The sequence below is a fragment of the Streptomyces sp. PA03-3a genome, from assembly GCF_033792735.1.
In the GTDB taxonomy this organism is placed as follows: Bacteria; Actinomycetota; Actinomycetes; order Streptomycetales; family Streptomycetaceae; genus Actinacidiphila.
The window spans coordinates 200,828-226,959 of record NZ_JARAVM010000008.1 but is presented as its reverse complement, the minus strand read 5'-3'; the positions used below and the strand labels follow the sequence as shown (position 1 = coordinate 226,959).

The 26,132-nt window shown below is 70.0% G+C and carries 31 protein-coding genes, 1 tRNA gene and 1 pseudogene; 28 read left to right on the top strand and 5 right to left on the bottom strand.

The genetic code is table 11. The features are described 5' to 3' along the window. Positions 1 to 293: 293 nt before the first annotated feature. Positions 294 to 608, bottom strand: coding sequence for a hypothetical protein (locus PV342_RS12730; protein ID WP_500317083.1), 315 nt, complete (start codon positions 606 to 608; stop codon positions 294 to 296). A gap of 44 nt (positions 609 to 652) precedes the next feature. Here PV342_RS12730 and PV342_RS12725 point away from each other — a divergent pair, with 44 nt between their 5' ends. The 3 genes and pseudogenes from PV342_RS12725 (at position 653) to PV342_RS12715 (ending at position 1,378) form a co-directional block, all read left to right on the top strand. Next, the gene (locus PV342_RS12725; protein WP_500317081.1) at positions 653 to 1,048 is read left to right on the top strand and encodes a DUF2267 domain-containing protein; all 396 of its coding nucleotides are present in this window, start codon (positions 653 to 655) and stop codon (positions 1,046 to 1,048) included. A gap of 99 nt (positions 1,049 to 1,147) precedes the next feature. Then, positions 1,148 to 1,252: pseudogene (locus tag PV342_RS12720) on the top strand (cold-shock protein); the annotation flags it as partial. Between the two features lie 52 nt (positions 1,253 to 1,304). After that, positions 1,305 to 1,378: transfer RNA gene (locus PV342_RS12715), tRNA-Met, on the top strand. A gap of 762 nt (positions 1,379 to 2,140) precedes the next feature. Here PV342_RS12715 and PV342_RS12710 read toward each other — a convergent pair. Further along, positions 2,141 to 2,341, bottom strand: a complete 201-nt coding sequence (locus tag PV342_RS12710) for a hypothetical protein (RefSeq protein ID WP_500317080.1) — start codon at positions 2,339 to 2,341, stop codon at positions 2,141 to 2,143. Positions 2,342 to 2,844: 503 nt separating this feature from the next. Next, the gene (locus PV342_RS12705; protein WP_500317079.1) at positions 2,845 to 3,066 is read right to left on the bottom strand and encodes a hypothetical protein; all 222 of its coding nucleotides are present in this window, start codon (positions 3,064 to 3,066) and stop codon (positions 2,845 to 2,847) included. A gap of 168 nt (positions 3,067 to 3,234) precedes the next feature. On the opposite strand from PV342_RS12705, the gene ku reads away from it, so the two are divergent. Next, positions 3,235 to 3,993 (top strand): non-homologous end joining protein Ku, encoded by a 759-nt coding sequence (gene ku / locus PV342_RS12700; protein WP_500317077.1) that lies wholly within the window; start codon positions 3,235 to 3,237, stop codon positions 3,991 to 3,993. 3 nt (positions 3,994 to 3,996) lie between these two features. Here the strand turns inward: ku and PV342_RS12695 are convergent, their stop codons facing one another. Both PV342_RS12695 and PV342_RS12690 read right to left on the bottom strand, forming a co-directional pair. Further along, positions 3,997 to 4,578 (bottom strand): HD domain-containing protein, encoded by a 582-nt coding sequence (locus PV342_RS12695; RefSeq protein ID WP_500317075.1) that lies wholly within the window; start codon positions 4,576 to 4,578, stop codon positions 3,997 to 3,999. Between the two features lie 27 nt (positions 4,579 to 4,605). Beyond that, a complete protein-coding gene (locus PV342_RS12690) occupies positions 4,606 to 5,739 on the bottom strand; it encodes a helix-turn-helix domain-containing protein (RefSeq protein WP_500317074.1) in 1,134 nt (377 codons plus the stop codon). 234 nt (positions 5,740 to 5,973) lie between these two features. Between PV342_RS12690 and PV342_RS12685 the strand changes: the two genes are divergently transcribed. The 24 genes from PV342_RS12685 (at position 5,974) to PV342_RS12570 (ending at position 26,003) form a co-directional block, all read left to right on the top strand. Continuing rightward, entirely contained in the window at positions 5,974 to 6,387 is a 414-nt protein-coding gene (locus PV342_RS12685) for an ATP-binding protein (RefSeq protein ID WP_500317072.1), read from the top strand. A gap of 87 nt (positions 6,388 to 6,474) precedes the next feature. Next, a complete protein-coding gene (locus PV342_RS12680; RefSeq protein ID WP_500317070.1) occupies positions 6,475 to 6,837 on the top strand; it encodes a hypothetical protein in 363 nt (120 codons plus the stop codon). A 158-nt stretch (positions 6,838 to 6,995) separates the two neighbouring features. After that, positions 6,996 to 8,099: a radical SAM protein gene (locus PV342_RS12675; protein WP_500317069.1), complete on the top strand. Its 1,104-nt coding sequence runs from the start codon at positions 6,996 to 6,998 to the stop codon at positions 8,097 to 8,099. Between the two features lie 5 nt (positions 8,100 to 8,104). After that, positions 8,105 to 8,299: a hypothetical protein gene (locus tag PV342_RS12670; protein ID WP_500317067.1), complete on the top strand. Its 195-nt coding sequence runs from the start codon at positions 8,105 to 8,107 to the stop codon at positions 8,297 to 8,299. A 79-nt stretch (positions 8,300 to 8,378) separates the two neighbouring features. Continuing rightward, the gene (locus PV342_RS12665) at positions 8,379 to 9,194 is read left to right on the top strand and encodes a phosphotransferase family protein (protein WP_500317065.1); all 816 of its coding nucleotides are present in this window, start codon (positions 8,379 to 8,381) and stop codon (positions 9,192 to 9,194) included. 103 nt (positions 9,195 to 9,297) lie between these two features. After that, on the top strand, positions 9,298 to 9,720 hold the full coding sequence (locus PV342_RS12660; RefSeq protein ID WP_500317063.1) for a DUF6093 family protein: 423 nt from the start codon (positions 9,298 to 9,300) through the stop codon (positions 9,718 to 9,720). Between the two features lie 6 nt (positions 9,721 to 9,726). Further along, complete coding sequence (locus PV342_RS12655; RefSeq protein WP_500317061.1) at positions 9,727 to 10,146, top strand: DUF6093 family protein; 420 nt, start codon at positions 9,727 to 9,729, stop codon at positions 10,144 to 10,146. Positions 10,147 to 10,245: 99 nt separating this feature from the next. Continuing rightward, positions 10,246 to 10,647 (top strand): hypothetical protein, encoded by a 402-nt coding sequence (locus PV342_RS12650; protein WP_500317059.1) that lies wholly within the window; start codon positions 10,246 to 10,248, stop codon positions 10,645 to 10,647. Beyond that, entirely contained in the window at positions 10,631 to 11,056 is a 426-nt protein-coding gene (locus tag PV342_RS12645; protein ID WP_500317058.1) for an HK97 gp10 family phage protein, read from the top strand. The genes PV342_RS12650 and PV342_RS12645 overlap by 17 nt, the downstream gene beginning before the upstream one ends. 58 nt (positions 11,057 to 11,114) lie before the next feature. Continuing rightward, a complete protein-coding gene (locus PV342_RS12640) occupies positions 11,115 to 11,558 on the top strand; it encodes a hypothetical protein (RefSeq protein WP_500317057.1) in 444 nt (147 codons plus the stop codon). 145 nt (positions 11,559 to 11,703) lie between these two features. Further along, positions 11,704 to 12,189, top strand: coding sequence for a phage tail tube protein (locus PV342_RS12635; protein WP_500317055.1), 486 nt, complete (start codon positions 11,704 to 11,706; stop codon positions 12,187 to 12,189). Positions 12,190 to 12,206: 17 nt separating this feature from the next. Further along, the gene (locus PV342_RS12630) at positions 12,207 to 12,818 is read left to right on the top strand and encodes a hypothetical protein (protein WP_500317053.1); all 612 of its coding nucleotides are present in this window, start codon (positions 12,207 to 12,209) and stop codon (positions 12,816 to 12,818) included. Positions 12,819 to 12,844: 26 nt separating this feature from the next. Further along, positions 12,845 to 13,150, top strand: a complete 306-nt coding sequence (locus tag PV342_RS12625; protein ID WP_500317051.1) for a hypothetical protein — start codon at positions 12,845 to 12,847, stop codon at positions 13,148 to 13,150. After that, positions 13,151 to 17,962 (top strand): phage tail tape measure protein, encoded by a 4,812-nt coding sequence (locus tag PV342_RS12620; protein WP_500317049.1) that lies wholly within the window; start codon positions 13,151 to 13,153, stop codon positions 17,960 to 17,962. It begins immediately after the preceding gene. Continuing rightward, a complete protein-coding gene (locus PV342_RS12615) occupies positions 17,962 to 18,861 on the top strand; it encodes a phage distal tail protein (protein WP_500317048.1) in 900 nt (299 codons plus the stop codon). The genes PV342_RS12620 and PV342_RS12615 overlap by 1 nt, the downstream gene beginning before the upstream one ends. A 10-nt stretch (positions 18,862 to 18,871) precedes the next feature. Continuing rightward, positions 18,872 to 19,813, top strand: coding sequence for a hypothetical protein (locus tag PV342_RS12610; protein ID WP_500317046.1), 942 nt, complete (start codon positions 18,872 to 18,874; stop codon positions 19,811 to 19,813). 1 nt (position 19,814) lies between these two features. After that, positions 19,815 to 20,903, top strand: coding sequence for a hypothetical protein (locus tag PV342_RS12605; RefSeq protein ID WP_500317045.1), 1,089 nt, complete (start codon positions 19,815 to 19,817; stop codon positions 20,901 to 20,903). A gap of 3 nt (positions 20,904 to 20,906) precedes the next feature. After that, positions 20,907 to 23,243 (top strand): hypothetical protein, encoded by a 2,337-nt coding sequence (locus PV342_RS12600; RefSeq protein ID WP_500317044.1) that lies wholly within the window; start codon positions 20,907 to 20,909, stop codon positions 23,241 to 23,243. Further along, positions 23,240 to 23,446, top strand: coding sequence for a hypothetical protein (locus PV342_RS12595; RefSeq protein ID WP_500317042.1), 207 nt, complete (start codon positions 23,240 to 23,242; stop codon positions 23,444 to 23,446). Before PV342_RS12600 ends, PV342_RS12595 begins: the two co-directional genes overlap by 4 nt. 88 nt (positions 23,447 to 23,534) lie before the next feature. Next, positions 23,535 to 24,143 carry a hypothetical protein gene (locus tag PV342_RS12590; protein ID WP_500317040.1) on the top strand — a complete coding sequence of 203 codons (609 nt, stop codon included), beginning with the start codon at positions 23,535 to 23,537 and terminating at the stop codon, positions 24,141 to 24,143. Between the two features lie 102 nt (positions 24,144 to 24,245). Beyond that, positions 24,246 to 24,608, top strand: coding sequence for a hypothetical protein (locus PV342_RS12585; RefSeq protein ID WP_500317038.1), 363 nt, complete (start codon positions 24,246 to 24,248; stop codon positions 24,606 to 24,608). A 59-nt stretch (positions 24,609 to 24,667) separates the two neighbouring features. Continuing rightward, positions 24,668 to 25,540, top strand: a complete 873-nt coding sequence (locus PV342_RS12580) for a glycoside hydrolase family 25 protein (protein ID WP_500317036.1) — start codon at positions 24,668 to 24,670, stop codon at positions 25,538 to 25,540. A gap of 5 nt (positions 25,541 to 25,545) precedes the next feature. Then, positions 25,546 to 25,770 carry an Acb2/Tad1 domain-containing protein gene (locus PV342_RS12575; protein ID WP_450396750.1) on the top strand — a complete coding sequence of 75 codons (225 nt, stop codon included), beginning with the start codon at positions 25,546 to 25,548 and terminating at the stop codon, positions 25,768 to 25,770. Continuing rightward, a complete protein-coding gene (locus PV342_RS12570) occupies positions 25,767 to 26,003 on the top strand; it encodes a hypothetical protein (protein ID WP_500317034.1) in 237 nt (78 codons plus the stop codon). The genes PV342_RS12575 and PV342_RS12570 overlap by 4 nt, the downstream gene beginning before the upstream one ends. Positions 26,004 to 26,132: the final 129 nt, after the last annotated feature.

The window sequence follows — 26,132 nt, the reverse complement described above, 5'->3', positions numbered from 1 at the left end:
CGGCCCAGGGAAATCCGCGTCTTGCTGCGGCGGGCTGGTCTCAGGCCTCAGGTCCGAGACTTCTGGGAAGGGGAGCTGGTCGAATGGCGGGGGCGGCCCTGATCTTTGGTGACGGGCGCGCAGCGCCGCCCGGCGAGGAAGGGCCTTGGGGCTGCGGCTCTTCTCTGGATGGCGGTTGGCCTGGTCAAACGGAAGGCTTCCCCAGATCCACACCCGTAGTTTGTATCGATCGCCGACCTGCCGTGTGGCCCTGCCCCGGGGTCGCTGGGCCGCTGCGATTCCTTTCCGCTGGGTCAAGCGTCGCGTCGCTGGTCGTTGCTGTCCTGGCGCAGCTGGTCGGCGTGCCGAATGAGAGCGTCCACGCGCGCAGCCACCTCCGGATGCCGCGGCTGCAGATGGATGCGGGCGGCCGCAAGGGGGGCCATCAATCGAGCCGCGTCGTCGTGGGCGAGGGCCCTGTCGATAGCGGCAACGGCGGAGTGGGCCGCGGGAGGAAGGTCGGCCAGTCCCGTGACGAGAGCGGCCAGGCGGCGCACGTCGGCGGCGTTGTCGCGGGCCCAGGCAGTGACGGTGCGGTCGGCGGCGCGGCGGTCGCGTGTGGCCTTCACCCGCTCCTCCCCAGTGCTGCCCAGCGGACCTCCCTACAACGGCGATGACGTTCGACGCGATGGTCGAGCACGTACGCTACGAGGGTGCCTACCCAACCCGCGAACGGGCCGAGCAGGCCGTCCGTGATGTGCTGGCCGGACTCGGTCAGCAGCTGATCGGCGAAGAACGCGTCGCCCTGGCCGCCCGGCTTCCTGTCGAGGCCGCGCTCGAGCTCACCGCCCAGATCCCCCGCACCGAACCGCTCACCGGCTTCGACTTCGTCTGCGACCTGGCCACCCGCACCGGCGGCACGCCCGCCACCGCACGTTGGGACGCCGGGACCGTTTTCGCGATTCTCGGTCGCCTGGCCGGGGACGACCTCATCAACCGGGTTCTCGCACAACTGGCAACCGGGTACGCCTTGCTCTTCGGCCGGGCCGAATTGACGCCGGCCGCGTGACTGTGACCGCCCTCGGCCCCGGCCGGCAGTTCACCCCTTCGACGCGCAACCGACTCGGTCGGAGCTCGTTGCGTATTGGTGAAAGAGCGCCAGGGGCCGGTTGCAGACTATGGGCAGCGCAAAGCGACCGAAGGAGAGCACGTCACTTTTGAGGTGTCCCATGGCCAGAAGGGTCCCCAGGCCGAGAACATCGTCCGCGGCTGATAGCCGCGACCTGCACCCCCTGTCGGCGTCACGTGTAGAGTGGCATCGCCGACGCGGGGTGGAGCAGCTCGGTAGCTCGCTGGGCTCATAACCCAGAGGTCGCAGGTTCAAATCCTGTCCCCGCTACTACCAAAGGGCCCGATCTATCGACCGGGCCCTTTCTCGTGCCTCAAGCTGTGCTTCGCTGCGGCGGCTGTGGGTGAGAACCTGTCACCATAGCGTCGGCATTTTTAAGCGGCTTCATGCCTCCTATCCCCAGATCGCGGAGACCAGCGGCGGATACGCTCGCCCGCCCACGATGGCTGCTTCAGCCTCCTCAAGGAGCAGCAGGCGCAGCCGCGTCACGCTCAGACGGTTGCCGCCTGCGCCCTGGGGTGTCGTGGATATAACGTGCACCTTGAGCCGATCTTGCCCCAGCGATGGACATCAACGCGGCGGTGATTGACCCGACGCTGAACGGTGAAGCAGCATCCACCGACCCTGCGCGGTGATCTGGCTGCCGCTGATCAGCCTCTTGGTAGAGCTGGGAAACGGCCTCAATAGGGAAACGGACCTGAAAACTGGAGGCGGAGGCCCGCTCCGCTCCCAGGAGTTGGAGGACCAATCCTTGCCGCGCTGGTCGAGTAGGGCCGGGCCCGGCACGTCACCGCGCGCTTGGCGGAGTCGTTCGTCGCCCGCCAACTGCCGCACCGGTACGAGCAGGGCGCCCGGCGCGCCACGGAAACCGTCGGCGGCCGGTGTACGGCGACGACTGCGTCGGCAAAGAGCCAGTCGCTCACCCTCCCGCGACCTGAGGCGTGATCGGTCCCGTCGCGACAGGTAATTCGGCAGGGCCGCGTAGGGCGCCCGCCCGGCACTCACCACGTAACCGGGCGGGCTGCTGGGGGCCTAGGGGCTTCGCTCCGCGTGGGCGGGCGTGAGGAGGTTCCAGCCGATTCCGGAGCAGCTTTCCGGGACCGGCGGGAAGGCGTGGCCCTGCACGTCGGTACTCGTGATGGTGAAGCGGTGGCCCTCGCCGCACGTGCATTCGTAGATGCCGCTGACCGGGACTTTCTCTCCGGGGCGATACATGCGGGTCTTCTTGTCCATGTGACCTCCTCGCCGACCGGGGCCTGAGTGGAGCAGGCCCCGGCTCGCAAGGGTGCTGACCGCCGAGAAGGGGGAGCCCTCTCGGGGAGCCGCCCGCTCGGGGGGCGAAACGGGCGGCTCCGGCAGGTCGCCTTACCTCGCACAGGTTGCCGAAACCCCTGCGCCCGCGTGTCGCGTCCAACTCCGGCGGCGCGACGATGCGCATGCGGCAGCGAACCAGGCCGTCGTCGGCCCCGCCGCCTAGCGGGGAGTGGAGGTCTTCGGCGGAGCCGTCGCCACCGCTGCCCCGCTCAGCCAGGTGCGGCATCACTAGCGACCAGCCAAGCGCGTACTTGAACGCTACGCTGCACGTCACAGGCCGCAAAGGCATGGCATCCGGCGTACGGCCCGGTCCATCTGCGCGCACCCTGGAACTGCGGCTTCGCCTCTCCCACCCTGCGGGGCCGTTCAGGTAATGAGGGGGCCCTCACTGCCAGTGGTGTGCGGTGGGGGTCTCCACAGTTCTACAGCCGGGCCATCACGCGGGCCGCAGCCTTGTCGCTGGCGTGCCCTTCAAGAGCGGCCCACTCGGCCACGTCGAAGGGCCAGTGCGTGTCCGCGTAGCCGATGACGACGTGACGGCCATCCTGCCGGACGGTGTGCTGCCGGTCGCTGGGCTCGACGCCGGCGGCCACGACAGCGGCAGCCGAGGAGACATTGCGGCACCTCAGCCGGGTCTCGGGCATGGTCAGTGCTCCTGAGTTACTGGTCGGCGTACCGGACGAATCCGTTCAAGAGCCTAACCCGAGCGAAGATCGACCTTTTCCTCTAAGCCGCATTCGGCGCAAAGTCGACGTCACCGGCCCGGAGCGGCAGCCCGCGCGGCGAACTGCCCCGGGTCGCACGCTGTCGGTATGCGCGCGACGTGGACCGGCTTCATCAGCTTCGGGCTCGTGACGATCCCGGTCCACCTCTACTCGGCGACCGAGGAGCACGGCGCCGGGTTCCACCAGGTCCACGCGAGCGACGGCGCCCGCATCCGGCACCGGAAGGTGTGTGAGCGGGAGGACCGGGAAGTGCCGCAGTCAGAGATCGCGCGCGGCTGGGAGCGGCCCGACGGCCGCACGGTGGTCCTCCTCGACGAGGACCTGGCGGCGCTTCCCCTCCCGACGAAGCGCACGGTTGACGTTCTCGGCTTCGTCGACGAGCACGACGTCGACCCCGTGCTGTACTCCAAGCCGTACTGGGTCGGAGCGGCTGGCGAGCAGGGGCAGCGGCCGTACGCGCTGCTGGTGGAAGCCCTGGCCCGGCACGGCACCGTGGCGGTCGCCAAGGTGACCTTGCGCACCCGGGAGCGGCTGGCAGTGCTGAGGCCGCGGCACGGGATGCTCGTGCTCCACACGCTGCTGTGGCCGGAGGAGATCCGCGAGCCCGGCGACCTGTCCAGCCCCGCACCGGTGACCGAGCGGGAGCTGGAGCTGGCCGAGATGCTGATGGATCAGCTCGCTGGCGTCGAGATCACCGACCTGCACGATGAGTACGCTGCGGCGCTGGAGCAGCTGGTAGTCGCGAAGGTGACCGGGGCGGGGCTGGAGGAGCCGGAGGAGCCTGTGCCCGCGGTGGACTTGATGGCGGCGCTGGAGGAGAGTATCCGCGCCGCCGGCGAACGGTAGTTCTCAGCGCAGGTAGGTGCGCTGCCACTCGGCGAGGGACATGGTTTCGGCGGCTTCGGCGAGGGCTTGAGCCGAGGGTGTCTTGAGCTTGGTCTTGGTCGAGTCGACCCATTCCTGGGCGGCGGTGTAGCCCTGCTGCAGGTACTCCAGACCTTGGAGCATGCAGTCGAGCTTGTCGGCGTCGTGCGCGACGAGGACTTCCAGGCTGTCGCTGTTCTCGTATTCGGCGACGATGGCCTTGATGCCGTCGGCAACGGCCGGGTGGGCGTCGGCGACCTGGTCGGCGGTGACGGTCTCGTTGGAGGCTGCCTGGATGTAGCGGCGACCGATCCACGGGATGTCCCCGATGCGGGTCTCCTGGGTGTCGTGGAACGTCGCCAGGAGTGCAACCTTCGCCGGGTCGGCGCCTTCCATCATGGCGAGCACGGCGCCGATGACGGAGGTGCGCCAGGAGTGCTCGGCGATCGTCTCCGGGTCCTTGATGCCGGCGATCCACCAGCCGCTGCGCTTGGCGCGCTTGAGCATGCCCATCTCCAGCAGGAAGCCTGCAGTTCCCGCGTCCCCAGGGGTGTGCTGGTCGGTCATGCCGTGTCCTTTCCGACGTCCAAGTGATCACACACGGTGCAGCCTCAGACCGTAGTGGATCGATTCCAGCTCGGAGCGGGATTGCCGGGAGACGACGCTGCTGTCCAGGAGCGTGACGACGCGCTGGTGGAGGTCAGCGTTCAGGTGTGGGTCGGTGGAGAGCAGGCCGCGCCGGGCGCCCAGCAGTGCCCACACCGAGTGCACGTTGAGGTCGATGCACCCCAAGGCGGGGTCGAGGCGGCCTGTCAGTGCTCGCAGCAGCACCTGCCCGTCCCAGGAGCCTGCGGGCCGGGTGACCATGAACGTGTCGTCGGCTTGCGGCACCGGGTCCAGACCGAGCCAGTACGCCCAGTAGTTGAGGTTGGCCTGCTCGCCGAGGTCGCCCATGCCGTCGGCGATGAACGCGTGGATGGGGTCTATGTCGCCGTGGCGGGTCAGGGACGCGGCGACGGACCGCTGGTCGGCCCAGTACGGCGTCCACTGCCCGCGCTTGGGCTTGGGCAGGCGCCGCTGCATGTCGGCCAGCCACGCCCCGGTGTCGGCCGAACGGTCATACGAGCACAGGTATAGGGCTTGGCGGCGCAGCAGCCCTCCTTCATCGCCAGCGTGGTGGGCGAGCTCGGCAGCTCGACGCATGTGCTCGAAGAAGATGCGGCGTTCGGCGTGGGCGAGCAGCGGCGAGTCGGCGACTGGGCCCCGGCGGCGGGCAGGGGCGGGGACGTGGGGGACGGCGGTGGGCGTTGAACCGGTCAGTGCCCACGCGAGCATGTGGATGGTGTCTCGGGTGAGGACCCATCCGGACAGCGGATGGTCGTGCAGGGTGCTGGCCGGTGGCCCCGCCAGCGCGTGGGAGAGGACCGCGTCAGAGTCCAGCGCCTGGTCCAGGAGCACTAACAGGGCCGGGTCGGCACCGAGCCGCAGCAGGGTGCGCCGGACTTCCCGGAGCTTGCCGGTCTGGGTGGACGTCAGCGGCCGGCGTCCGGACTCCCAGCCCTGCACGGTGGTGGCGTCGACGCGTAGGTCTTCGGCGAGCTGGGTCTGGGTGCGGCCGGTTCGCTCGCGCGTGAGTTTCAGCAGATGACCGGCGACCACGCCCTCGCGGAGACGTGCCTGACTGCCGGTCAGCGTTGCGCTGGTTCGCCTGGGCGCGTGAGCTGGCATGTTCGTCCCCTTGCGGCCGTTGCCGTTGCCGCTACTCGTACCCGCAGTCAGTTCTGCAGGCACCTGCTGGCCCATACCGTTTCAGGACCAGGCGCGCATGGCCTGTGGCCGAGAGTAATCCCCGGGTTCGGTGTAGCCGAACAGGTTCGGTGATCTCGGCATATGCCGTGCGGCCGGACCTCTTGGAAGCCTCGACGGGGGCAGTGCCCCCATGTAGGGGGAGCAGTGCCCGTGATGACGAGAGTCGACGCGACGACGCAGACGTGGCAGATGTGGTTCACACCGTTCCCGAAGACGGTGTACATCGCCCGCAGACAGGTGAGCCGGGTTCTGGCCGGCTGGGATGTTCCCGAGGAGGCCGTCGATACCGCGGTGCTGATCACCAGCGAGCTGGTCACCAACGCGATCCGGTACTGCGACACCCGGCATCTGGTGCACGTCCAAATCACGGACGACGCGGCGGAGCTGCTGCTGGAGGTGTCCAATCCCAGCCGCCTGTATCCCCGCCCGGGGATCGCGCCGAGCCACGCCGAGAGCGGGCGCGGGCTGATGCTGGTGCGCGCGGCCGCCGCCGACTTCGGCGCCCGGGACCGTGATCCGGTCGGCAAGACCGTGTGGGCGACCGTCGCCAGGCGGTCCGCTGCGTGAAGCCCCGGCCCGGCAGCGCGTGCCCCGTCGTGCTGCCGGGCCGGTTCCATTCCCGTTCGTCCGCCGATACCGAAGGTGGCCCCTGCAGTGACCGCTGAGCCTGGCGACCAGGTCCCGTTCCGTGTGGCGTTCGACCCGGACGGCGGGCAGCTCGTGGTGATGGTGACGGTCGGCGTCCCGCCGAGGCAGCGCGTGACCAGCTCGGTGATCCCCAACGCGGAGCAGGCGGCGTACGAGATCACGCTGCACCGGCACGAGGCCCGGCTGCGGATGCAGCTGGCCGACATGATCGCCGAGGCGGCTGTGCGGCACCTGGGCGTGGACGCGCAGCGTCTGGAGGACGCGGTGGCCGCGTTGTCGGACCCGGCGAGCAGCGTGCCGGTCAGTTCGATCCTGCAGGGCGAGCGCGGTGTGGACCATCCGGCCCCGATAGGGCCATCAGGGCTCTGACCTGCAATTTTGTTGGCAATTTGCTGGCATTCAACAGTCAATGCAGGTACAATAAGAGAACGCGGGAAGGGGGAGAGCCCCCCCTCCCGTCCACGTCTCGTCCGGCCGCCTCGCCTCCCCGCTGGCGGCCGGACGGGTCCACCTGGAGAGGAGGAAACATGCATGACCTGATCGCCAGTCCATTCATGGACGGCCACCTGTTACTGCGGCCCGGCCAGTACAGCGGGCTCCGCGTGGGCGCAGCCCGTTTCAAGGAGCTGGCCGACGCCGGCCGGGGCAGCGCCATCCCGGAGTGGGCCACTGACGCGGCCCGGAAGGCATGGGGCGTGAACCTGGCCGGCCGCACGCTCGGCCAGTCGATCCTGGTCCGCGAGCCGTCCACGTACGGGTACGTCCGCGCGTCGTACGAGATCAATCTGGGCTGCAACTTCGACTGCGAGTTCTGCTACCTCGGCGAGAAGAAGTTCGAGGGCCTGGGCTGGGAGCAGCAGAAGCAGCTGCTCGACATCATGGCCGACGCCGGCGTGCTGTACCTGCAGATCACAGGCGGGGAGGCGCTGATCGACCGGCGCTTCCCGCAGGTGTACGCCTACGCGCACGACCTCGGCATGATGCTGCAGGTCTCCACGAATGGCTCCCGCCTGCACTCGCCTGCGATCCAGGACCTGTTCCGGGGGCGCCCCCCGTACCGGGTCACGGTCAGCGTGTACGGGGCGACCGAGGAGACCTACGACGCCACCACCCGCCGCCGCGGCGCCTTCAAGCTGTTCATGCGCGGGCTCGACGCCGCCCGCGAGGCGGGGCTGCCGCTGCGCATGAACGTCGTCGTGGCCAAGGACAACGAGCACGAGGTGGCCGAGATGGAGGCGCTGGCCGAGCGGTACGGCCCGCACCACGTCTTCCCCAACATGTCGCCGACCATCGGCGGCGACGGCGCGGGCCTGGCCACGCAGTCGATCCGCTACCAGCGGGCCCGCGAGGTCTTCCGGGGCTGCAACGCGGGCCACACGTTCTTCCACTCCGACCCATTCGGCAAGGCGTCGATCTGCAAGATCGGGCGTGACCCGCAGATCGACCTCATGGCCGAAGGAGTGGAGGGTCTGCGACGCCTCGGAGGCATCGCGGACTCCCTCCAGCTGCGCACCGGAGGTTGCTCCGGCTGCGCACTGTCCGGCTCCTGCCGGACCTGTAGGCCCCTGGCCAAGCTCTACCAGGAGGCCAAGGCACCACTGTCCAGCTACTGCCAGCACGCAGGAAGGTGAGAGAGATGACCGCTGTAGCCGTTGAGATCACGATGGGTCCGCCCCGCGGGGCGGCCCTGCAGGGAACCAGCACCCCGCCCCTGGGGGCGTCGCTGCCGGGCCCGATCGGTGACGACGAGCTGATCTTCATCGGCGACCTGGACAAGGTCCTGGACGCCGCCAGCTGCAGCTGCACCGCGGGCGACGACAACGCCTACTAGCAATCCGGGGGGCCGTCCCGGTGGTAGCTTCCACCGGGGCGGCCCCGCCCGTTTCGTCCGAGTAGGAACGGCGCCACACATGTCCATGTCGCGCATCGACTGGGACCACCTGCCCGAGGAGGTCCGCGAGGCGGTGGAGGCCCACACCGGGCCGGTCCTGAAGTCCGACACCGTCTCCGGCGGGTTGAACTCGCAGATCGCCTCGGTCGTGTTCACGGCCGAGCAGCGCCTGTTCGTCAAGGGGATGCTGGCCGATCACTCCCAGCACCGCTCGCAGCAGCGAGAGGCCGCGATCAACGCGTATGTGGCGCCCCGCCTGGCCCCCGCGCTCCTGTGGCAGGTCCAGGAGGCCGGGTGGGACCTGCTCGGGTACGAGTACGCCGAGGGCCGTCACGCCGACTACAAGCCGGGCTCGCCGGACCTGCCGCGCGTGCTGCAACTGGCCTCCGAGCTGGCACAGATCGACACCCCGCCAGCGGCGGTCGTCCGCAACATGGGGCAACGCATGTCGGAGTACGCCGACCCGGGCGCGGCCGAACGCTGGAGCACCGGCCGGACGCTGCTGCACACCGACTTCGCGTCGCACAATGTGCTGCTCGGCGAAGAGCGGGACTGGCTGATCGACTGGGCCTGGCCCACGGTCGGCCCGGCCTGGGTCGACCCGGTCATCCTGATCCTGCGGCTGATGGAGGCCGGCCACACAGCGGCGGCGGCCGACGAGGTGTGCAGGGTCCTGCCCGCGTGGCGAGGCGCCGACCACGAGGAAGTGGTGCTGTTCTCGGCCGCCCACGCGCGGCTATGGGCGAGCATCGCGGACCAGCACCCTGCCGCTTGGAAGACGCATATGGCCCGCCAAGCTGGGTATTGGCGCGACTACTGGTCGGACCTGGACTGATCTGACCGGCCCCTGACCGTCCCGCCTCCCGGTACCCCCGTCCGGGAGGCGGGGCTTCTTGCTGCCAGGCGTGCTGTCCTCGGGCCCGCCTAGGCTCGAACGCATGAGCAGTCCCCTCTCGCTGGCCGCCCTCGCGCCGATCCTGGAGCGGATCATGGTGGACACGGTGCAGATCTTCACGCCAGGCCCGGACGTGCTGGACCCGGACTCGGGCGTGTACATACCGGGCCCGCCCGTCATCAAGTACGAGGGCCTGGGTGCGGTCTTCTCCGTCGGCGGGCCGGGCTACGTGCTACCCCTGGCGGGCCAGCCCGTCCCGGACGACCCCCGCGACCGGTACAAGCTGCTGACGCCTCTGGACGCCCCGCTGGCGGCCCGCGAGGACAGCGTGCGGGTCACGGTGGCGACCCAGGATCAGGGACTGCTCGACCGGGTATGGCGGGCGCTGGACATCTCCGAGGCCAGCACGCTCGCAGTGGTGCGCACCACGTGGATGGATGAGTCCACGCAGACGACGGGAGGATGAGCAGTGGTGGATATCGGGCAGGCCCGCAACGACCTTGAGGCGTTGCTGACGGACACCGTGAAGGTGTCCCGCACGGCCGGTCAGCCGGTCCTCGACCCGGTGACGGGCGAACCGGGTGAGACGCCGACGGTCGTGGTGTACGAGGGGCCGGGTGCGGTGCTGTCCTCGCACGGGCAGCTGCTGGTCGCCCAAGTCCTCGGCTTCGACTGGCTGGCGCAGGGCGCGGCCTGGTACCGGCTGGTGACCCCGGTAGCAGCGCCCGTCGCCATGCCCGGCGACCTGGTACAGGTCATCACTGGTACCGGCGCGGACGGCCGGACGGGACGCACGTGGCTGGCCGAGGACGCCACCGAGGCGTCCACGGTGGAGATCTGCCGCGCCACCAGGCTCACGGAGCGGATCACGTTCGCCCCGTCCGCGATCTGACCTGGGCTGCGCCGTTCCTGCCGCAGGTTCAGCTGTGCGGTGGGAGCGCCGTTTCTGCGGGCCCCAGGGGTGTCCTGGCCGCTCCGTAGGCTGATCGGCATGGATGATCAGCTGCACACGGTGCGGATTACCGCCAACCACGCCACCGGCACGGTCGCCCTCGATGGCTACGACATCTCCAAGAAGGTGTCCGGCTACTCGCTCCAGCAGCGGGCCGGGCGTGCGGCGGAGCTGGTGCTGTTCCTGTCGCCTGTGGTCAAGGACGAGTTCGACGGCCTGGCCCGCGTCGTGGTCGGCGTGCCACCGGACCCGGGCCCGGCCGCCGCAGAGTTCCTGTCGGCGATCGATGCGGGCGAGCTGGAGCGGCACGTGCTGTCCCGGCACGACCTGATGGACGGCGGCCCCCACGAACTGACCCGGGGGATGCTGCGGCTCCTGCGGGAGTGGGCGTCGGGCGGGTGGCAGCCGCAGGACGAGGTGGCCGATGCCGTCCCCCACTAGCCCTACCGGTGGGGGCGCCTACAGCAACGCCGCGCAGATCGCTGCCGCCCTGCAGGACCGCGCCGCCGCGGTGCTGCCGCAGACGGTGTCGGTGGTGCGGCACTACTCGATGCTGCTGGAAACCCGGATCAAGGCGAACGCGAGCGGCCGGCCGGGCCCGAACGTCATCACCGGTGACTACCGGCGGTCGTGGACGCACGAGGTGTTCATCGGCGGCGACATGGTGACCGGTGTCGTCGGCACCAACAAGCCGCAGGCGCGCCGCCTGGAATACGGGTTCATCGGCCCGGACAGCCTGGGCCGCATCTACGACCAGCCCCCGTTCCCCCACGTCGGCCCGGCCGTGGAGGCGTTGCGCCCCCTGTTCATTGAGGCCATGGGGCAGCTCGCGGACGGGCGGCAGCGGTGAAACCTATCGAGGCGCCTGTCACTGCTTCCAGGGTGGCGGGCCGTGAGGAGGATGAGAGATGAGTGTGTCGGGGCGCCAAGTGGCGCTTGCCGTGCAGGCGATGCTGCAGACTGCGACCGCCCGCTCCTGCAGCTACGGGACGGCGCCCACCGCGGCGTCGCAGCCCACGGGCAACACCATCCCGTACAGCGTGCTGTACGAGCTGGGGCAGGTCTCCGGGATCGGGCCTTCGTTCGGCGACGCCGACGCGGACGCCCGCGTGCTGATCCAGGTGTCCTCGGTCGGCACCACGGCCGAGCAGGCGTCGCTGCACGCCGACAAGGTGCGCCAGGCGTTCCTGGCCCGGCAGCCGGGCAGCGGGCACTACCTCAACCCGATCAACGTGGTGGGTGCAACGGTCATCGGCCGGGAGCTGGACCGCGAGGACGGGACCAGTGTCGTGAGCTCCACCTACACTTACGTGCAGCGATTCGTCCTGACGGTTTCCACGCCGAACAGCTGACGTCTGATCGCACCTCACCGCGGAGGCCCACTCGCGGACGTCCGGCCACATGGCACGGGCTGACCCCCTGGTTCGCATTTGCGACCTGTTGGGGACGGGCCTCCGTGCATCCGGTGGCCAGGGTCCCCGGAGAGCGAGAATCCCCTTGGGTACGACCCAGCAGCGGTTCATGCGCCGTGGCGTCACGAAGATCTTCTTCCTGTCGGAGATCGCCGCAGCGTCCAACGTCCCGACCCGCCAGGAGCTGGCCGCCGGCACCGACCTGTCCGGTGCCATCTCCGACATCGCGGGCTGGTCGCTCGGCAACAGCCCGATCGACACCCCGGACCTGGGCTCGACGCTGACCACGTCGATCCCCGGCGAGGACAAGGCCGACGCCTCGACCCTGACCTTCTACGAGGACAAGGCCGGCGACGAGATCGAGACCCTGCTCACGAAGGGTGCGGAGGGCTTCGTCGTCATCCTCCGCAAGGGCGACGTCCCGGCGTCGAAGTCGCTGGACGCCTTCCCGGTCCGCGTCGCCTCGCGCGCCCCGGCCTACTCCGCCGGCTCCGACCCGGCCAAGTTCACCGTGACCTTCGCGGTGTCCGACGAGCCGACGCTCGACGCCGCCGTCCCGGCCGCGACCTGATCCACGGGGGGATCCGCATGACCACGAGCACCACCACCGAGCCGCCGGCGGCCGCCGTCGCCAAGGACGCCCACTGGGCCGCGAAGATGGTCCGGCTGCGGGCCCGCAAGCTGCCCGAGCGGACGATGTCGATCTGCGACGACCAGGTCGCCAAGGCCGCCGTCACCGAGGCGGCCGTGTCCCTGGCCAAGGCCCGTGCCGGGGCGCTGGCCGAGTGTGCCGACCAGGGCATCCGCGAGGACCAGCGCGAGGCGTGGGTGGCGTCCAACCCGCAGGTCCTCGCCGCCGACGCAGTCCTGACCGCGGCGCAGGACACCCTCGCCGAGGCGACGCTGACCCTGACCTTCCGGGCGTTGCCCCGGCCGGCGTGGGAGCAGCTGCTGCGCGACCACGCGCCCAGCGAGGCGCAGGCCGACAAGGGCATGGAGTACAACGTCGACACCTTCCCTGCGGCGCTGATCTCCGCCTGCCACGTCGAGCGTGACGTCGACGGCGCGGAAGTCGACGGCATGAGCGAGGCCGACGCGCACGAACTGCTGGACAGCTGGCCGGACGCCGAGGCGAAGGCCCTGTTCACGGCCGCCCTGGTCATCAACCAGACGATCCGAGCGGACCTGGGAAAAGGCTGATCTCCGACCCCGGATTCCGGGCGGAGATGGAGCTGTGCCACACGTACGGCATCCCGCACTCGCAGTTCACGGGGGCCGGTGACGGCCGCTGGACGGCCTTGGACCGGGCCAAGGCGCTGTCGTGGCTGGCCTACTCCCGGGCGGCGTGCACGGGCTGCGGGACCCGCCTGGACGAGTGGCGGCCGGAGCAGGGCGGGGACCTGTTCGCGTACGTGGCCGACTCGCACACCTGCCCGGGGTGCGAGCTGGTGGAGATGGAGCGGGAGCAGGTTCCCGAGGGACCGGATGGGCGCGGGGTCAAGATCGGGCTCAAGCCCAGATGGGAGCAGTAGGTGGCCGCCACTGGCTACAACCTGTACGTCAACCTGCAGGCGACGACGGGCGGACTGACCGGGGGTCTGCGCAACGGCGCCACGCAGCTCCGCCAGTTCGACGGGCAGCTGCAGCAGGTCAACCGGACGCTGATGGAGAGCGGGACGGCGACGGAGCGCCTGGCCCGTCTGCAGGCATCCGCGTCCGCTGACGCGGTCATCGGCCAGACCCGGGTGCGGGCGGCGGTGGAGCGCACCCGGGCCGCGCAGACGGCCGCCGGAGCGGCCTCCGAGCGCAGCGGCCGCGCGCAGGCCCTGGCCGCGAACCTGGCCGCCCGCGCGGAGACCGAGCGGGCGGCCGCGGTCATGGCCGGGGAACGGGCGCTACGCGCTCAGGCCGTCGCGCAGAACATGGCCACCCGCGCCGCGGCCGCCGCCGGCCGCGGCGCCGCAGCCGCACAGGCCACCGCGACCGCTGCCGCCACGGCGGCGACCCGGGCCGCGCAAGCTCAGGCACTGCAGGAAGAGCGGGCGGCCGCGGCTGCCGCCACGTCTGCTCGCGCTCAGGGCGTGGCGACCCGTTCGGTACGGGCGCGGGAGATTGCCGACGCCCGGGCCCTGCAGGCGGTCGCCGCCCAGTCCCAGGCGGAGGGCGCCGCCGCTCAGCGGGCCGCTGCCAACAGCGCGGCGGTGCGGCACGCCGAGGCGGCGGCCGCTGCCGAGACCCGGGCCGCCTCGCAGGCCCGCATCGACGGCTACCTGCGAACCGGCGTGGTCCTGTCGGCGGTCCTCGGCGCCGGCGTGCTGCAGGCGGTCGAGCTGGAGAAGCGCATGGCGAACGTCATGACGATCTCCCAGCAGATCACCGCCACCACGGTCGGCGGCTTCACCGACCAGATCGTCGCCCTGTCCACGGACCTGACGCAGTCCGCGAACCAGCTCGCCGAGGGCCTGTACCAGATCGTGTCGACCGGCTTCGACGGCTCCGAGGCGATGACCGTGCTCCGCGCGGCCGCGCAGGGCGCCAGCGCGGGCCTGACGACCACAGAGACGTCGGCGCGGGCCCTGCTGGGCGTGCTCAAGGCGTACGGGCTCACCTCTGCCGACGCCACCGACGTCATGGACATCATGTTCCAGACCGTCAACAAGGGCGTCATCTCCTTTGAAGAGCTGGCGCAGAACCTTGGTGACGTGGTGCCGATGGCGGCCGCCGCAGGCATCGAGTTCGATGACCTGTCGGCTGCTCTCGCCGCGGTCACCCTGTCCGGCATCCCGGCGGCGGAGTCCGCGACCGCGCTGAACCAGATGATGACGCGGATGATGGCGCCCACCCGCGACCTGAGCAACGAGATGAAGAAGCTCGGGTACGAGTCGGCAGCGTCCGCGCTGCAGCAGGACGGCCTGTACGTGGTCGTTAACAAGCTGGTGAAGGCCACGGGCGGCTCGTCGGAGGCGATGACGAAGCTGTTCGTTGACGTGCGGGCCGTGCGTGCGGTGCTGTCGCTGGCCGCCAGCGACGGCCAGAACTACGCCGACACCTACCAGGGCATCGCGAACCAGGTGGAGCGCGCCGGGGCCACCCAGAAGGCGTTCCAGCTGCAGATGAACACCACTGCCGGGCAGTGGGAGATGTTCGTCAACCGCAGCAGGGCGATCGGCATCGACCTGGGCCGGGCGCTGCTGCCGGTGATGCAGTCCCTCGGCAACGCCCTGTCGGTGTTCGCCGGCGCCATCGCCGACGCCCCGGGGCCCCTCAAGAGCCTCGGCGCGGGCCTGCTCGCGGTGACCGCGACGGGCGCGCTGGCACTGGCCGCGGTCACCAAGCTGACCACCCAGTGGCGCGAGTTCCGGGCCGCGCAGGCGGCCGCGACGGCAGGCGGCTCGGCCATGCCGGCGGCCCTGAAGGGGGCGGCCCTGGCCGTGTCGGGGCTCACCGCGCTCTTGGCGGTCGGCGTCCTGGCGTACGCGGCGTACTCGGCGTCCAAGCAGAAGGCCAAGCAGGCCACCGACGACCTGGTGCAGGCGCTGCGCGCCGAGCGCGAGCAGGGCGAAGGGGGCGCGGGCCTGCGGGCGCTGGCCGAGTCGCTGACGAACTCCGAGGACGCGGCCAAGCTGAAGCAGGTCGGCATCGACATGACGAACGCGGTCGACGCCATCTCCTCCGGCGGGCAGAAGCTCGCGGACCTCAAGAGCCAGCTGTGGCGGAACAACTCCTTCGCCGTGGTCGACCAGTCCGGCCTGGTCAGTGCGTCACTGACGCCTCAGGCCAAGGACGCGATGGAGGTCCTGGACAAGCAGCACGATGTCTGGTCGAAGGCGGTGAAGAAGGAAGCCGAGCTCGCCGCGGCCATGCAAATCGTCAACGCCAAGGTGATGAAGGCCAAGACCGGCGCCGGCGCGGCGTGGACGCTGGACTTCCTCGTGCCGCCTGGCGACGACGGCATGCCGAAGTACACCGACGAGATGAAGGCCATGGCGCAGGCCCTGGGCGACATCGTCAACCCGGCCAAGGCGTGGGCCGACGCACAGGACAGGGTCGCCAAGTCCAACAAGAACGCCAAGGCGACGCTCAAGGACTACATGGACCAGCTGCAGTCGCAGCTGAAGTCGCAGCGGAACTTCCAGAAGAACCTGACGGCGCTGGCCATGGCCGGGTACACCGACCTGACCGACCACTTCGCCAACCTCGGTGTGAGCTCCGCCCCGATCCTCGACGAGCTGGTCACGCAGCTCGGCAAGGGCAAGACGAAGGTCGCCGACGAACTGCAGGAGATCATCGGCGAGTCGTCGGCCCGTTCCCAGGACGCCTTCCGGGCCGGCCTGGAGCAGCTCCCGGCGATCGCCGCCCGCTACGGCAAGAAGATCGCGCGCGAGTGGGCGGACGCCGCGCAGACCAACGACGCGGTCAAGTTCGGCCGGGTCATGCAGGAGATGGCCGTCTCGGACATGTCTCGCGCGGTGAAGAAGGGCAGCGCGTCCGCCAAGAAGGAGCTGCAGCGCGGCATGGACCTGCTCGCGCGGGTCGCAAACGAGCAGGGCGCGCAGGTGGCGACCGCGCTGCAGCAGGCGATGCTGTCCGGCGACGTGACCACCGTCATGGACCAGCTGAAGGCGATCTGGGGCGCAGACGTGCCGATCAGCGAGGCGGACCTGCAGGGCATCGTGGCCGCCTTCGAGACGGCCGGCGGGCAGGCCAAGACCACGTGGACGGCCATGCTGGACGCCATTCAGCAGGTCGCCAAGACCAAGGGCACCGCCGCGGCGCAGGCCCTGACGACGGCGCTGCTGTCCGGGGACATGGCGGCCGTGCAGGCGCAGCTCGACGCGATCGGCGTGAGCGTGCGGCAGATCCCCGGCACCAAGGAGATCTCCGTCAGCATCAACCCGCCATCGCCGGTGTCGGTGACGGTGATCCCGCGCATCGCGCCCGGGTCGGGCGTGCCGTGGGGCAACAAGCCGCAGGTGCAGGCCGACGGCGGTCTGCTGTCGTTCTACGCCGACGGCGGCGTGCGCCGAGAGAACCATGTGGCCCAGATTGCGCCCGCGGGGTCGTGGCGGGTGTGGGCCGAGCCCGAAACCTACCCGGGAGAGGCGTACATTCCGCTGGCCCCGTCCAAGCGGCACCGCTCCAAGCAGATCCTCGACGAGGTGGCGCACCGGTTCGGCGCGAGCGTCACGTACCACGCTGAGGGCGGCCTTTCGAACTGGTCGTACGAGCCGGCCGGTGGCTCCGATGGCCTGTACTCCCTGTCGGGTATCGCCTCCGACTCCATGAACAAGAAGGGCACCGCCCTGGACCTGGGCAAGTTCGCCAAGAACCTGCACAGGTCCGTCGCGGAGGCGCAGCGGTGGCGCCGGGACCTGGCGACGGTGGCCCGCCGGGCCGGTCAGGACGTCGCCGATGCCCTGGAGGCAATGGGCGCCGACGGCATCGCCCTGACCCACAAGATGGCCACGGGCAGCTCGAAGTACGTCAAGAGCATGACCAAGGACCTGGAGAAGCTGGCCGCGACCGCGCGGGCATCGCTGTCGGAGTACACCAGCCAGCTCGGCTCCGCCGCCAAGCAGACGGCCGCGTTCCAGCAGAACCTGGCGACGCTGGCGGCCCGCGGCTTCGGAGACCTGGCAGGCCGGCTCGCGGCCCAGGGCGACCAGGCCGCGCAGGACCTCGCGGCGCAGGCCGTGAAGAGCAAGGGCGCCGCGACGAAGGCGAACGCGGCGGCGAAGTCGGCGTCGGCCACGCTGTCCGACCAGGACCTGGCGGACCTGCTGACGATCATCGCGGCGGTCAAGACGAGCACGACCGGCATCCACCAGGTCGCCGACGCCACCGAGCTCGGCGAGGACCGGATCATCGAGGTCGCCAACGCGGGCCTGTCCCGGCTGAAGAAGGCCCTCGGCACGCGGGCCACGAGGTTCGTCGCGGACCTGGGACGGGCCAACAAGGGCCTGGCGTACGAAGCCGGCGGGGTCCTGACGCCCGGCCTGTACGCGACCAGCAACGGCCTGGTGCGGTTCGCGGAGCCCTCCACCGGAGGAGAGGCCTACATCCCCCTCGGCCAGGCGAAGCGGCCGTCGGCGACGGCTGTACTCGAGGACGTCGCCCAGCGGTTCGGCTACACGCTCACCGCGCGCGGGGTGACCGGCCCGGTGCCGGTCGACGCTCGTCCCGCCGGCGGAGTGCAGGTCGTGGTCGTGAAGGAGGCGGCGCCGCTGATCGGCCAGATGCCGGTGACCGTCACCGGCGGCGCGGGTGGACGCGGCGTGGCGCAGGAGATGGGCGCGGAGGTGATGCGGCGCCTTCGTGCCGCGCAGCGAGGAGGCAAGATCTGATGACCACCCTTGAGGACTACCAGTTCGACGTCGGCGGGGGCCTGGTGATCGGCTCGGGCACGCAGTTGCCCGTCGGCGAGGTCACCGGCCTCGCAGCTCCAGAGCTACGCACGGCCGACGTGGACAACCCCACCGAGGACGGTGGCTTCCCGGGCGTGGATCTGTACGGGACGCGGGCGGTGACGATCGAGGCCGGTATCCGCACCCCCGACGACCCGGCGGCCGCGCTGGACCTGCTGGCGCGCCTGCAGCAGGTCACCGATGCCGACGCCGTCCGCAAGACGGCTGGCGCTCTGGCGGTGCTGCGCGCGAAGTGGCCCGGGCGGGACGCCAAGCGCCTGCACGGCCGGTGGCGGCGCGTGGAGGCCCTGACCATGTCGCAGGCCGTCTACGGGTGGATCCCGCTCACCTTGGACTTCGCCGCGTTGGACCCGCGCTGGCACGCCGACGACTCGCAGTCGCTGGTGCTTCCGCTGGACATCTCCAACGACGACGAGGGCTTCACCGCTCCGGTCACCGCCCCGATCACCACGGGCGTGTCCAACCCCGACGAGCGGCCCGGCTGGGTGGTCAACAACGGCGACCAGGCGGCGTGGCCCACGGTGCGCATTGAAGGGCCCGTCACCAACCCGAAGGTGTGGGTGGTGGAGACCGGCCGGTACCTGGAGCTGCAGACCAGCCTCGGCGTCGGCGAGTGGATCGACATCGACACCCGGCCCGGCACGCGCTGGGTGCTGCGCAACGGGTCCGGTAACGCGGCCACGGCCCTGACCGCAGGCAGCCGCATGGACCTGTTCCAGATCCCGCCCAAGAAGAGCGAGATCCGCTGGACCGCCTCCGACTACTCGAACACCTGCCGCCTGACCCTGTCGTGGCGCGACGCCTACACCGCCCTGTGAGGACACTCCAATGACGCTGATCCAGCCCCCGATGATGGTCAACGGCGGCACCCACCCCGCCCGCTCCATGCGCATGATGATCCGCGACCTGTCCCGAGGGTCGCAGGGCGTGACCGAGTACAACGACCTCAAGGTCTCCCAGCTGAGCACGCCCAGCGCGGGAGTGCAGGTTGCCGACGGCTCCGGAGTGGTCCGGGGCGCGGCGCCGGGGCAGGGCTCCTACACGCAGTACAACGTGGGCTCCGCCACGGTGCCCATCGCCCCGACCGGGGCGACCGGCCGCTTCGACATGGTGGTACTGCGCGTCCTGGACCCGGAGTACGAGGGCAATCTGAACCCGGCCGTCGACGACATCGGCTACTTCCACGTCGTGTCCAACGTCAGCAGCACCGCGACGCAGCCGCCGGCCGGGATGAGCGCGATCCCGCTGGCCCGCATCGCCATCCCGCCGAACACGGCCACCATCACCGACGCGATGATCACCGACCTGCGGGGCATCGCCAACCCGCGCCGGGACCGGCAGATCTACACGGCCTCGCCCACCGGTGACCAGAACTTCTCCGGGAACAAGGACGGCACGTACGTGGCGTGGCCGCCGGCGGCCCGCTGGAACATCGCCGTGCCGGTGTGGGCGGTGCGGGCCCGGGTCATCTTCACCGTCTCGGCTGTGCAGGTCCTCACCGGCAGCGTGTGGGGGCAGGCCGCGTTCAAGCTCGGCAGCGTCCAGGGCCAGGGCGTCAACTACGACACCGGCCCGTTCACCACCGGCGACCGTTCCCAGCGCGCGGACCTGATCTCCGCCGACACTGTCGCGGTGCCCGCGGAGATGCGCGGTAACACGCAGCTGCTGCAGGCCCTGGTCGCCCTGGACAACGCGGAAGCGGGAACCCTGCAGGCGGACACGGCCACGACCGCGATCGCGGACGTGGAGTTCGAGGAGGGCGTGTTCTGACGTGCACTCCTACCGCTACCTGACGTGCAGCGCGCTGACGGGCCAGGTCCTGGCGTGGGACCTGCCGCTGTCGGATGTCGCCTACGGCCCGGAGCTGTCCGGGCCGGGCGGCATGACAGCGACGCTGCAGCCGCACCTGGCGCACGTGCTGGGCACGATGGTCGACCCCGGCAACACGCTGATCTTCGCCGAGCGGGACTCCAAGCTCATGTGGGGCGGCCTGATCTGGCGCGCGGAGCCGGAGGCCGGCCGGTACCCGATCGAGGCCGCCGGGTTCGCCTCCTACCTGGCGCGCCGCCACGACGTCCACGGCAACCTCAACGGCCGCGGCCCGTACACCAACGGCGACCCGTGCAAGGTGATGCGGGACGTGTGGGCGTACTGCCAGGAGCAGGCCGACGGGAACCTGCAGGTCCTCGTCGACGGCACCACCTCCAACGCGAAGATCGGCACCCCCGCAGAGCCGTACGCCTCGGGCTGGTGGGAGACCCGCACCCTGGCGGACATGGTCGTCGACGCGGCCGGCGTCGACGGCGGCCCGGAGTGGACAGAACAGGTCGACTGGGCCGGTGACGTGCCGCAGCGCCGGTTCCGCATCGGCTGGCCGCGCCTTGGCACCCGCCGCGCGGACGTGTCGTTCACCACTGGGGTGAACATCGCTGACCCCGAGCCGGTCATCTACGACGGCGACACCTACGCGCAGGTTGTCGTGGCGCTCGGCTCCGGGGAGGGCCGGGCCCGGCTCCGCGCGATCGACGCGGTCCGCGACGGCAGGCTGCGCCTGGAGCAGGTCATGGACCTGCCCGCGGTGAAGGGCAGCGACCAGCTCGCGGCGAAGGCCCGCACCGAGCGGATCGCCCGCCAGATCCGGGGCGATATCCAGCAGGTCGACCTCATCGACCACCCCGCCGCCCGCTTCGGGTCGTTCCAGGTAGGCGACGACGTGTGGGTGCAGATCCACGACCAGTGGACCGACTACGACGGATGGGCGCGAGTGACCGGATGGACGCTCACGCCGGCGCAGGGGGACCAGCAGGAACGGATGACGGTACGCCTGGCGCGCGCCGACTCCTTCACATACGGAGGCTGAACCTTGGCTGACACCCTCGCCGTTCTGGCGAGCCGGCTCGCCGACCTGGAGCGGCTGGTGCGGGACCTTTCCCGCAGCAGCCGTCTGGCGAACTCCTCGATCGAGAACGGCGCCATCACCGTCTACGACGATGGCGGAGACCTGCGCGGCAGCATCGGCCTGCAGTCGGACGGCACGCTTGCCATCAAGGCAGTGAACGGGCCGCCGCCGCCCGCCCCGTCGGCTCCGCAAATCACGTCGGTTCTCGGCGGCGTTGCCGTCACCTGGGATGGATCCTTCGCCGATGGCAGCCAGGCCCCGGCCGATTTCGCCGGCGTCGCCGTGTACTTCTCGGCCACGGAGGACTTCCCCGACGGCGGCACGCTCTTCTCCGCGTTCTACTCGCCCGCCGGCGCATCCATGACCGTTCCCGCCGCGGTGCCGGTCTGGGCGCGGCTGGTGTGCGTGTCCACCTCGGGCGCGGTCTCCGACCCGTCTGCAGTCGCGGGACCGGCCGGACCGCTGCCGGTCGTCGCACAGTCCGTCCTGGACGGCATCGTCGGCGAACTGGGGCTCGCCGACGACGCCGTCACCCGAGCGAAGATCGCGGCCGGGGCGGTCGGCAAGGTCGAGATCGCCGACGACTCGATCACCACCCCCAAACTGGTCGCCGGATCCATCAACGGCGACCGCCTGGCGGTTGGCACCGTCGCCGCCGAGGCGTTGGTCGCCGCCAGCATCACCGCCGCCCAGATCAGAGCCCTCAGCCTGACCGGCGACCGGCTCGCGGTGAACACCATTACCGCGGACCGGCTGGCTGTAGGCACCATCACCGCGGCGTCCGGAGTCATCTCGTCCATCGATGCCTCCAAGATCACCACGGGCACGCTGGACGCCTCCAAGGCGGCCATCACCAACCTCAACGCCTCGTCGATCACCGCCGGGACCATCACCGTGGACCGGCTGTCGGTCGGCCTGCAGGGGCAGGTCGGGCAGAAGTGGTACGACTTCGGAGACTCCGCGCCCCGCTGGACTGCGCCGGGTGGCGGCACCGTCACCACGGTGTCGGTCCCCGACGCGCAGTCCGGCGGCAGCGTGATGCGGTGCGTCGGCTTCATCTCCGGGGCCACCCGCTCCGACGTGAAGATCCCCTTCGACCCGTCCGTTACATACCGGGTCAGCATCCGCGCCCGGCAGACCGTCGCCAACAGCACGCCCGGCACCAACCAGAAGCTGTTCGCCGGCGTGGCGGGCCTTGCTGCCGACGGCGTCACCCCCGTCAACCTCGTGGGCGCAAACAGCTTCAACAGTCAGTTCTACGTCGCCGTGAACGGCGCCGACCTGACAGTCGGCGGGGGGTGGGTGACGTACACCGGCTACCTCAAGGGCACATCGTCCAGCCCTGTCGGCGGGGCCAAGCCGAACCCCAACGCGCCTGGCCAGCTCCACGCCAGCGCCCGCTACATCACGCCGATCTTCTTCGTGAACCACAACGGCGGATCGGGCACCGCCGAGATCGACATGATGGCGATCGAGGTCGTCGAGTCGGGAGCCATCAAGGCCGCGAACATCATCGCCGGGGCCATCGATGGACAGACGATCACCGGTGGCGTCGTTCGCACCGCAGCTTCCGGCGCCCGACTGGTGATGGACCCGGCTGGCGGGCCCGGGTCGACCGGGGCCCTGCTCATCTACAGCGGCCACGCCAGCGAGCTCACCCCTGGGCAGATCAGCTCCGCTGTCCTCGACCTCGGCGGCGGCAACCTCCAGCCGCAGACCGTCATCGAAGCGCCGTACATCTCCCGCGGCAACGCCGCGCTGTCGATGCGTTCGCCCGTGCAAGGCATAGCCGGCGGACTAGTCCGGGTCGAGGCCAGCGACAACCTGGACGGCACCGCCTACAGCTTCTGGGAAGCAGCGCGGGACACCAACGACACCTCGCGGGCCGTGACGTACGCCTCCAACGGGTTCGGCGGCGGAGGCGGTTTCACCAACGTGGAAGTGCGCGGATCCGGATTCCACATCGACGCCTCCACGAAGAACCTGGACTTCTCCGAGAGCGGCGGCCTGGTCGTCGACACCGGCGCCCAGGTCGCCGGCGTCTTCACCGCCGGGAACATGGCCTTCGGCAGCGTCAACATCGTTCCCAGCGCCGCCAACACGCCGACCAGCGTGATGGTGTCAGGGCTCAACGTACGCGGGAGCACGTTCCGTGCGTACGTGACCGCCAACACTTCAGTGCCCGGCACGACCATGCTCGGCGTCGGCGCCACCAGTGCGAGCAGCACCGGGCTAACGGTGTGGCTCACCCGCAGCAACACCAGCTCGACGACGGTCTACTGGATGGTGATCGGATCATGAGTGACCTCGCCTTCGAGCCAAGCATGTTCTACGACGCCTCGGTGACGTGCACCACCGAGACCTGCCCCAACTACGGCACGCCCATGGAGGTGCACGAGCTGTACTCCAACGCCGGGACGCCAGGCATCCAGTGCGGCCTGTGCCAGCACAGCATGCAGATCCTGTCGGCGGAACTCATGGACCCGCAGCCCGAGCTTTCTTGACGTCATTGCCTAGAGCTGGTCGCTGGGCGGGCCGTCGCAAAGTAGGGTGCACCCAGCTCGGCGGGCCACGAGAGAGGGGAACCCATTCATGGGTGACCTGCTGACTCCCATCATCACTGCTGCTGCAGCTCTGCTAGGCGTCGGACTGACCGGTGCCATTAGTGCTCGTTCCGATAAACGCAAAGACAGAGCTCTTGAGCGACAGCAGGTGCAGCAGAATTCCTTTCAGGAACGGAGCCATATACGCGAACTTCACGCCGAGCACAAGAAGTGGTTGCGCGAGCAGCGACTGGCCGCTTATCAGTCCCTATTGACGGCCATGGCTCAGGCGCGTGAGGCAAACTGGCAGTATTACCACGTGATGCAATCGGCGCCCCCTAGCAGGTCGGACGCTCAGGAGAAGAGATTCACAGCTCGACAGGCCCGCAGCGCGGTCAGCCAAACTAGTCACACAGTACAACTGGAGGGCCCTGAGCCAGTCTCCGCTGTCGCCGCCCGCTGCTTAGCGATTATGGAGCTCGAGTACGCACAGGTTGCCACGTTTGTAGAGGGACAATTTTCGGGCAATCTGAACGAAGAAGAGCAGGCGGAACTACTAGCCGCATTCACAGAGGGCGACGAGGAGTATAAAGAGGCCGTGGCTCTGTTCGTTGAGACCGCGCGGGCGGCGCTCGGTGAAATCCTAGACGTCGGCTAGAACCGGTTAGCTTCAGCCTTGGCTGTGGCTGACCGATGCGGCGTCGCCCGGTGCCCGTAAGATCGAGTGCGGCGCGGGGCACGCCACGATGAGGAGTGCGCGGTGACCCAGCCGCCGAGCGCCGAGCCCACCTTGTGGGAGCTGCATCGCGCACTGCAGCAGCTACGCGAAGACCAGAGCGACGGCATCAAGCAGCTCCGTGACGACCTGCGCGGCGACCTCGCGGCGCAGGGCCTGCGCTTCGAGCAGATGGTCACCAAGGACGTCTACCAGGCCGACCAGCGGCTGGTGATCCAGCGGATCCAGGCTCTCGAAGAGGGTCTGTTGTCCGCGATCCGGCAGCGCGAGGCCGACCAGCAGCAGGCCGCCAATACCCGCAAGTGGCTGGTGGCCGTGTTCGTCGCCCCGTTCCTGCTGGGCCTGGTGCAGCTGTGGGTCACCAGCAGGATCGGCACAGGCCCGTAGCGGCCTGCGCCACCGCAGCACCATCCGTCCGGCGCGGGGGAGAAGCACCGGGCAATGACGTGATCAAAGCGATCGACATCAGCTCACTGCAGCCCCACCCGAACCTCGACGGGGTGGACGTCGTCATCATCAAGGCGTCCGAGGGCCGCACCTACGCCAACCCCGAGCGCGTGCAGCAGGCCAAGGCGGCGCGCGCCAAGGGTAAGCCGATCGGCTGGTACCACTTCCTGTGGCCGGGCAACATCCAGGCCCAGGCCGAGTACTTCATCCACTGCGCCAACCCCAAGGACGGCGACGTCCTCGCCTGCGACTGGGAGACCACCACCTCGGGGACCCGCCCGTCGTGCGCGGACAAGGACGCCTTCATCGCCGCGGTGAAGAAGCTGCGGCCGCGCCTCCGGGTGATCCTCTACTGCAACCTCGACGACTGGAAGAACCGCGACAACACCGGGGAGTGCGGCGACGGCCTGTGGATCGCCGACCCCAACGCCCCGGCCGGCCACCCGCGGATCCAGCACTCGTGGGTGATCCACCAGTACGGGATCAAGAATCACACCGACGTCAACGTCTGCCACTTCAACACGGTCGCCGACTGGAAGAAGTGGGCGGGCGTGCCCGCGACGCCCCGGCCGCCTGCGACACCGAAGCCGCCCGCGTCCAAGCCGTACGTGCCGCCGGCGTTCCCCACGGGCCTGGCGCCGGGCAAGTCCCGGCCGTCGGCGAAGCCCCTGCAGAGAGCCCTGCGCGCAGCGAAGTTCCTGACCATCTCCGACGCGGACCTGTCCGACCACTACGGGACGCGCACCGAGGGCGGCGTGCGGAAGTTCTTCGCCGCACACCCGCAGTTCCGCGCCAAGGGCAAGCCGAACGACTCGGCGATCGGGCCGAAGGGCTGGGCCTACCTGCACAGCCTCGCCTACGGCCGGAAGTGACAGCCGTGGACGCCGCCGACGTCATCCGCCGGTTCACCTTCCACCCGGCCGTCACCGACAAGCGCCGCCAGGCCCACGAGGACGTCCGGTCCGGGTGCCTGGAGCTGGCGCTGATGCTGCACAACGAGCTTCCCGCCGGCGCGGAGAAGCAGGCGGCCCTGTACCGCCTCGAAGAGGTCATGTTCTGGGCGAACGCCGCGATCGCCCGCCAACCCAAGGAGTCCCCGTGAACCTGTTCGTGTCCCTCATCCGCACCGGCGTCCCGGCGCTCGTTGCCTGGCTCGTGGCGCTGGCCGCCCGGTACGGCCTCGACCTGGACGCGCAGGCCGTGTCCGGGGTACTGACCCCGCTGGCCGCGTTCTGCTACTACGCGGTGTTCCGCCTCGCCGAGCAGTACGTGTCGCCGAAGTTCGGGTGGCTGCTGGGCTACGCCCGGCCGCCGCAGTACGACCTCGCCGCGTAGCCCGGCCGGCGCAGAAAGACCAAGACCCCCACCGCGTGCGGTGGGGGTCTCGACCTCTTGGAGCCCCAAGCGTAGCAGTCGGTGAAACCACCCTCAGGGTCTAAATCAGCCGCCTACGCTTCAGGTTGT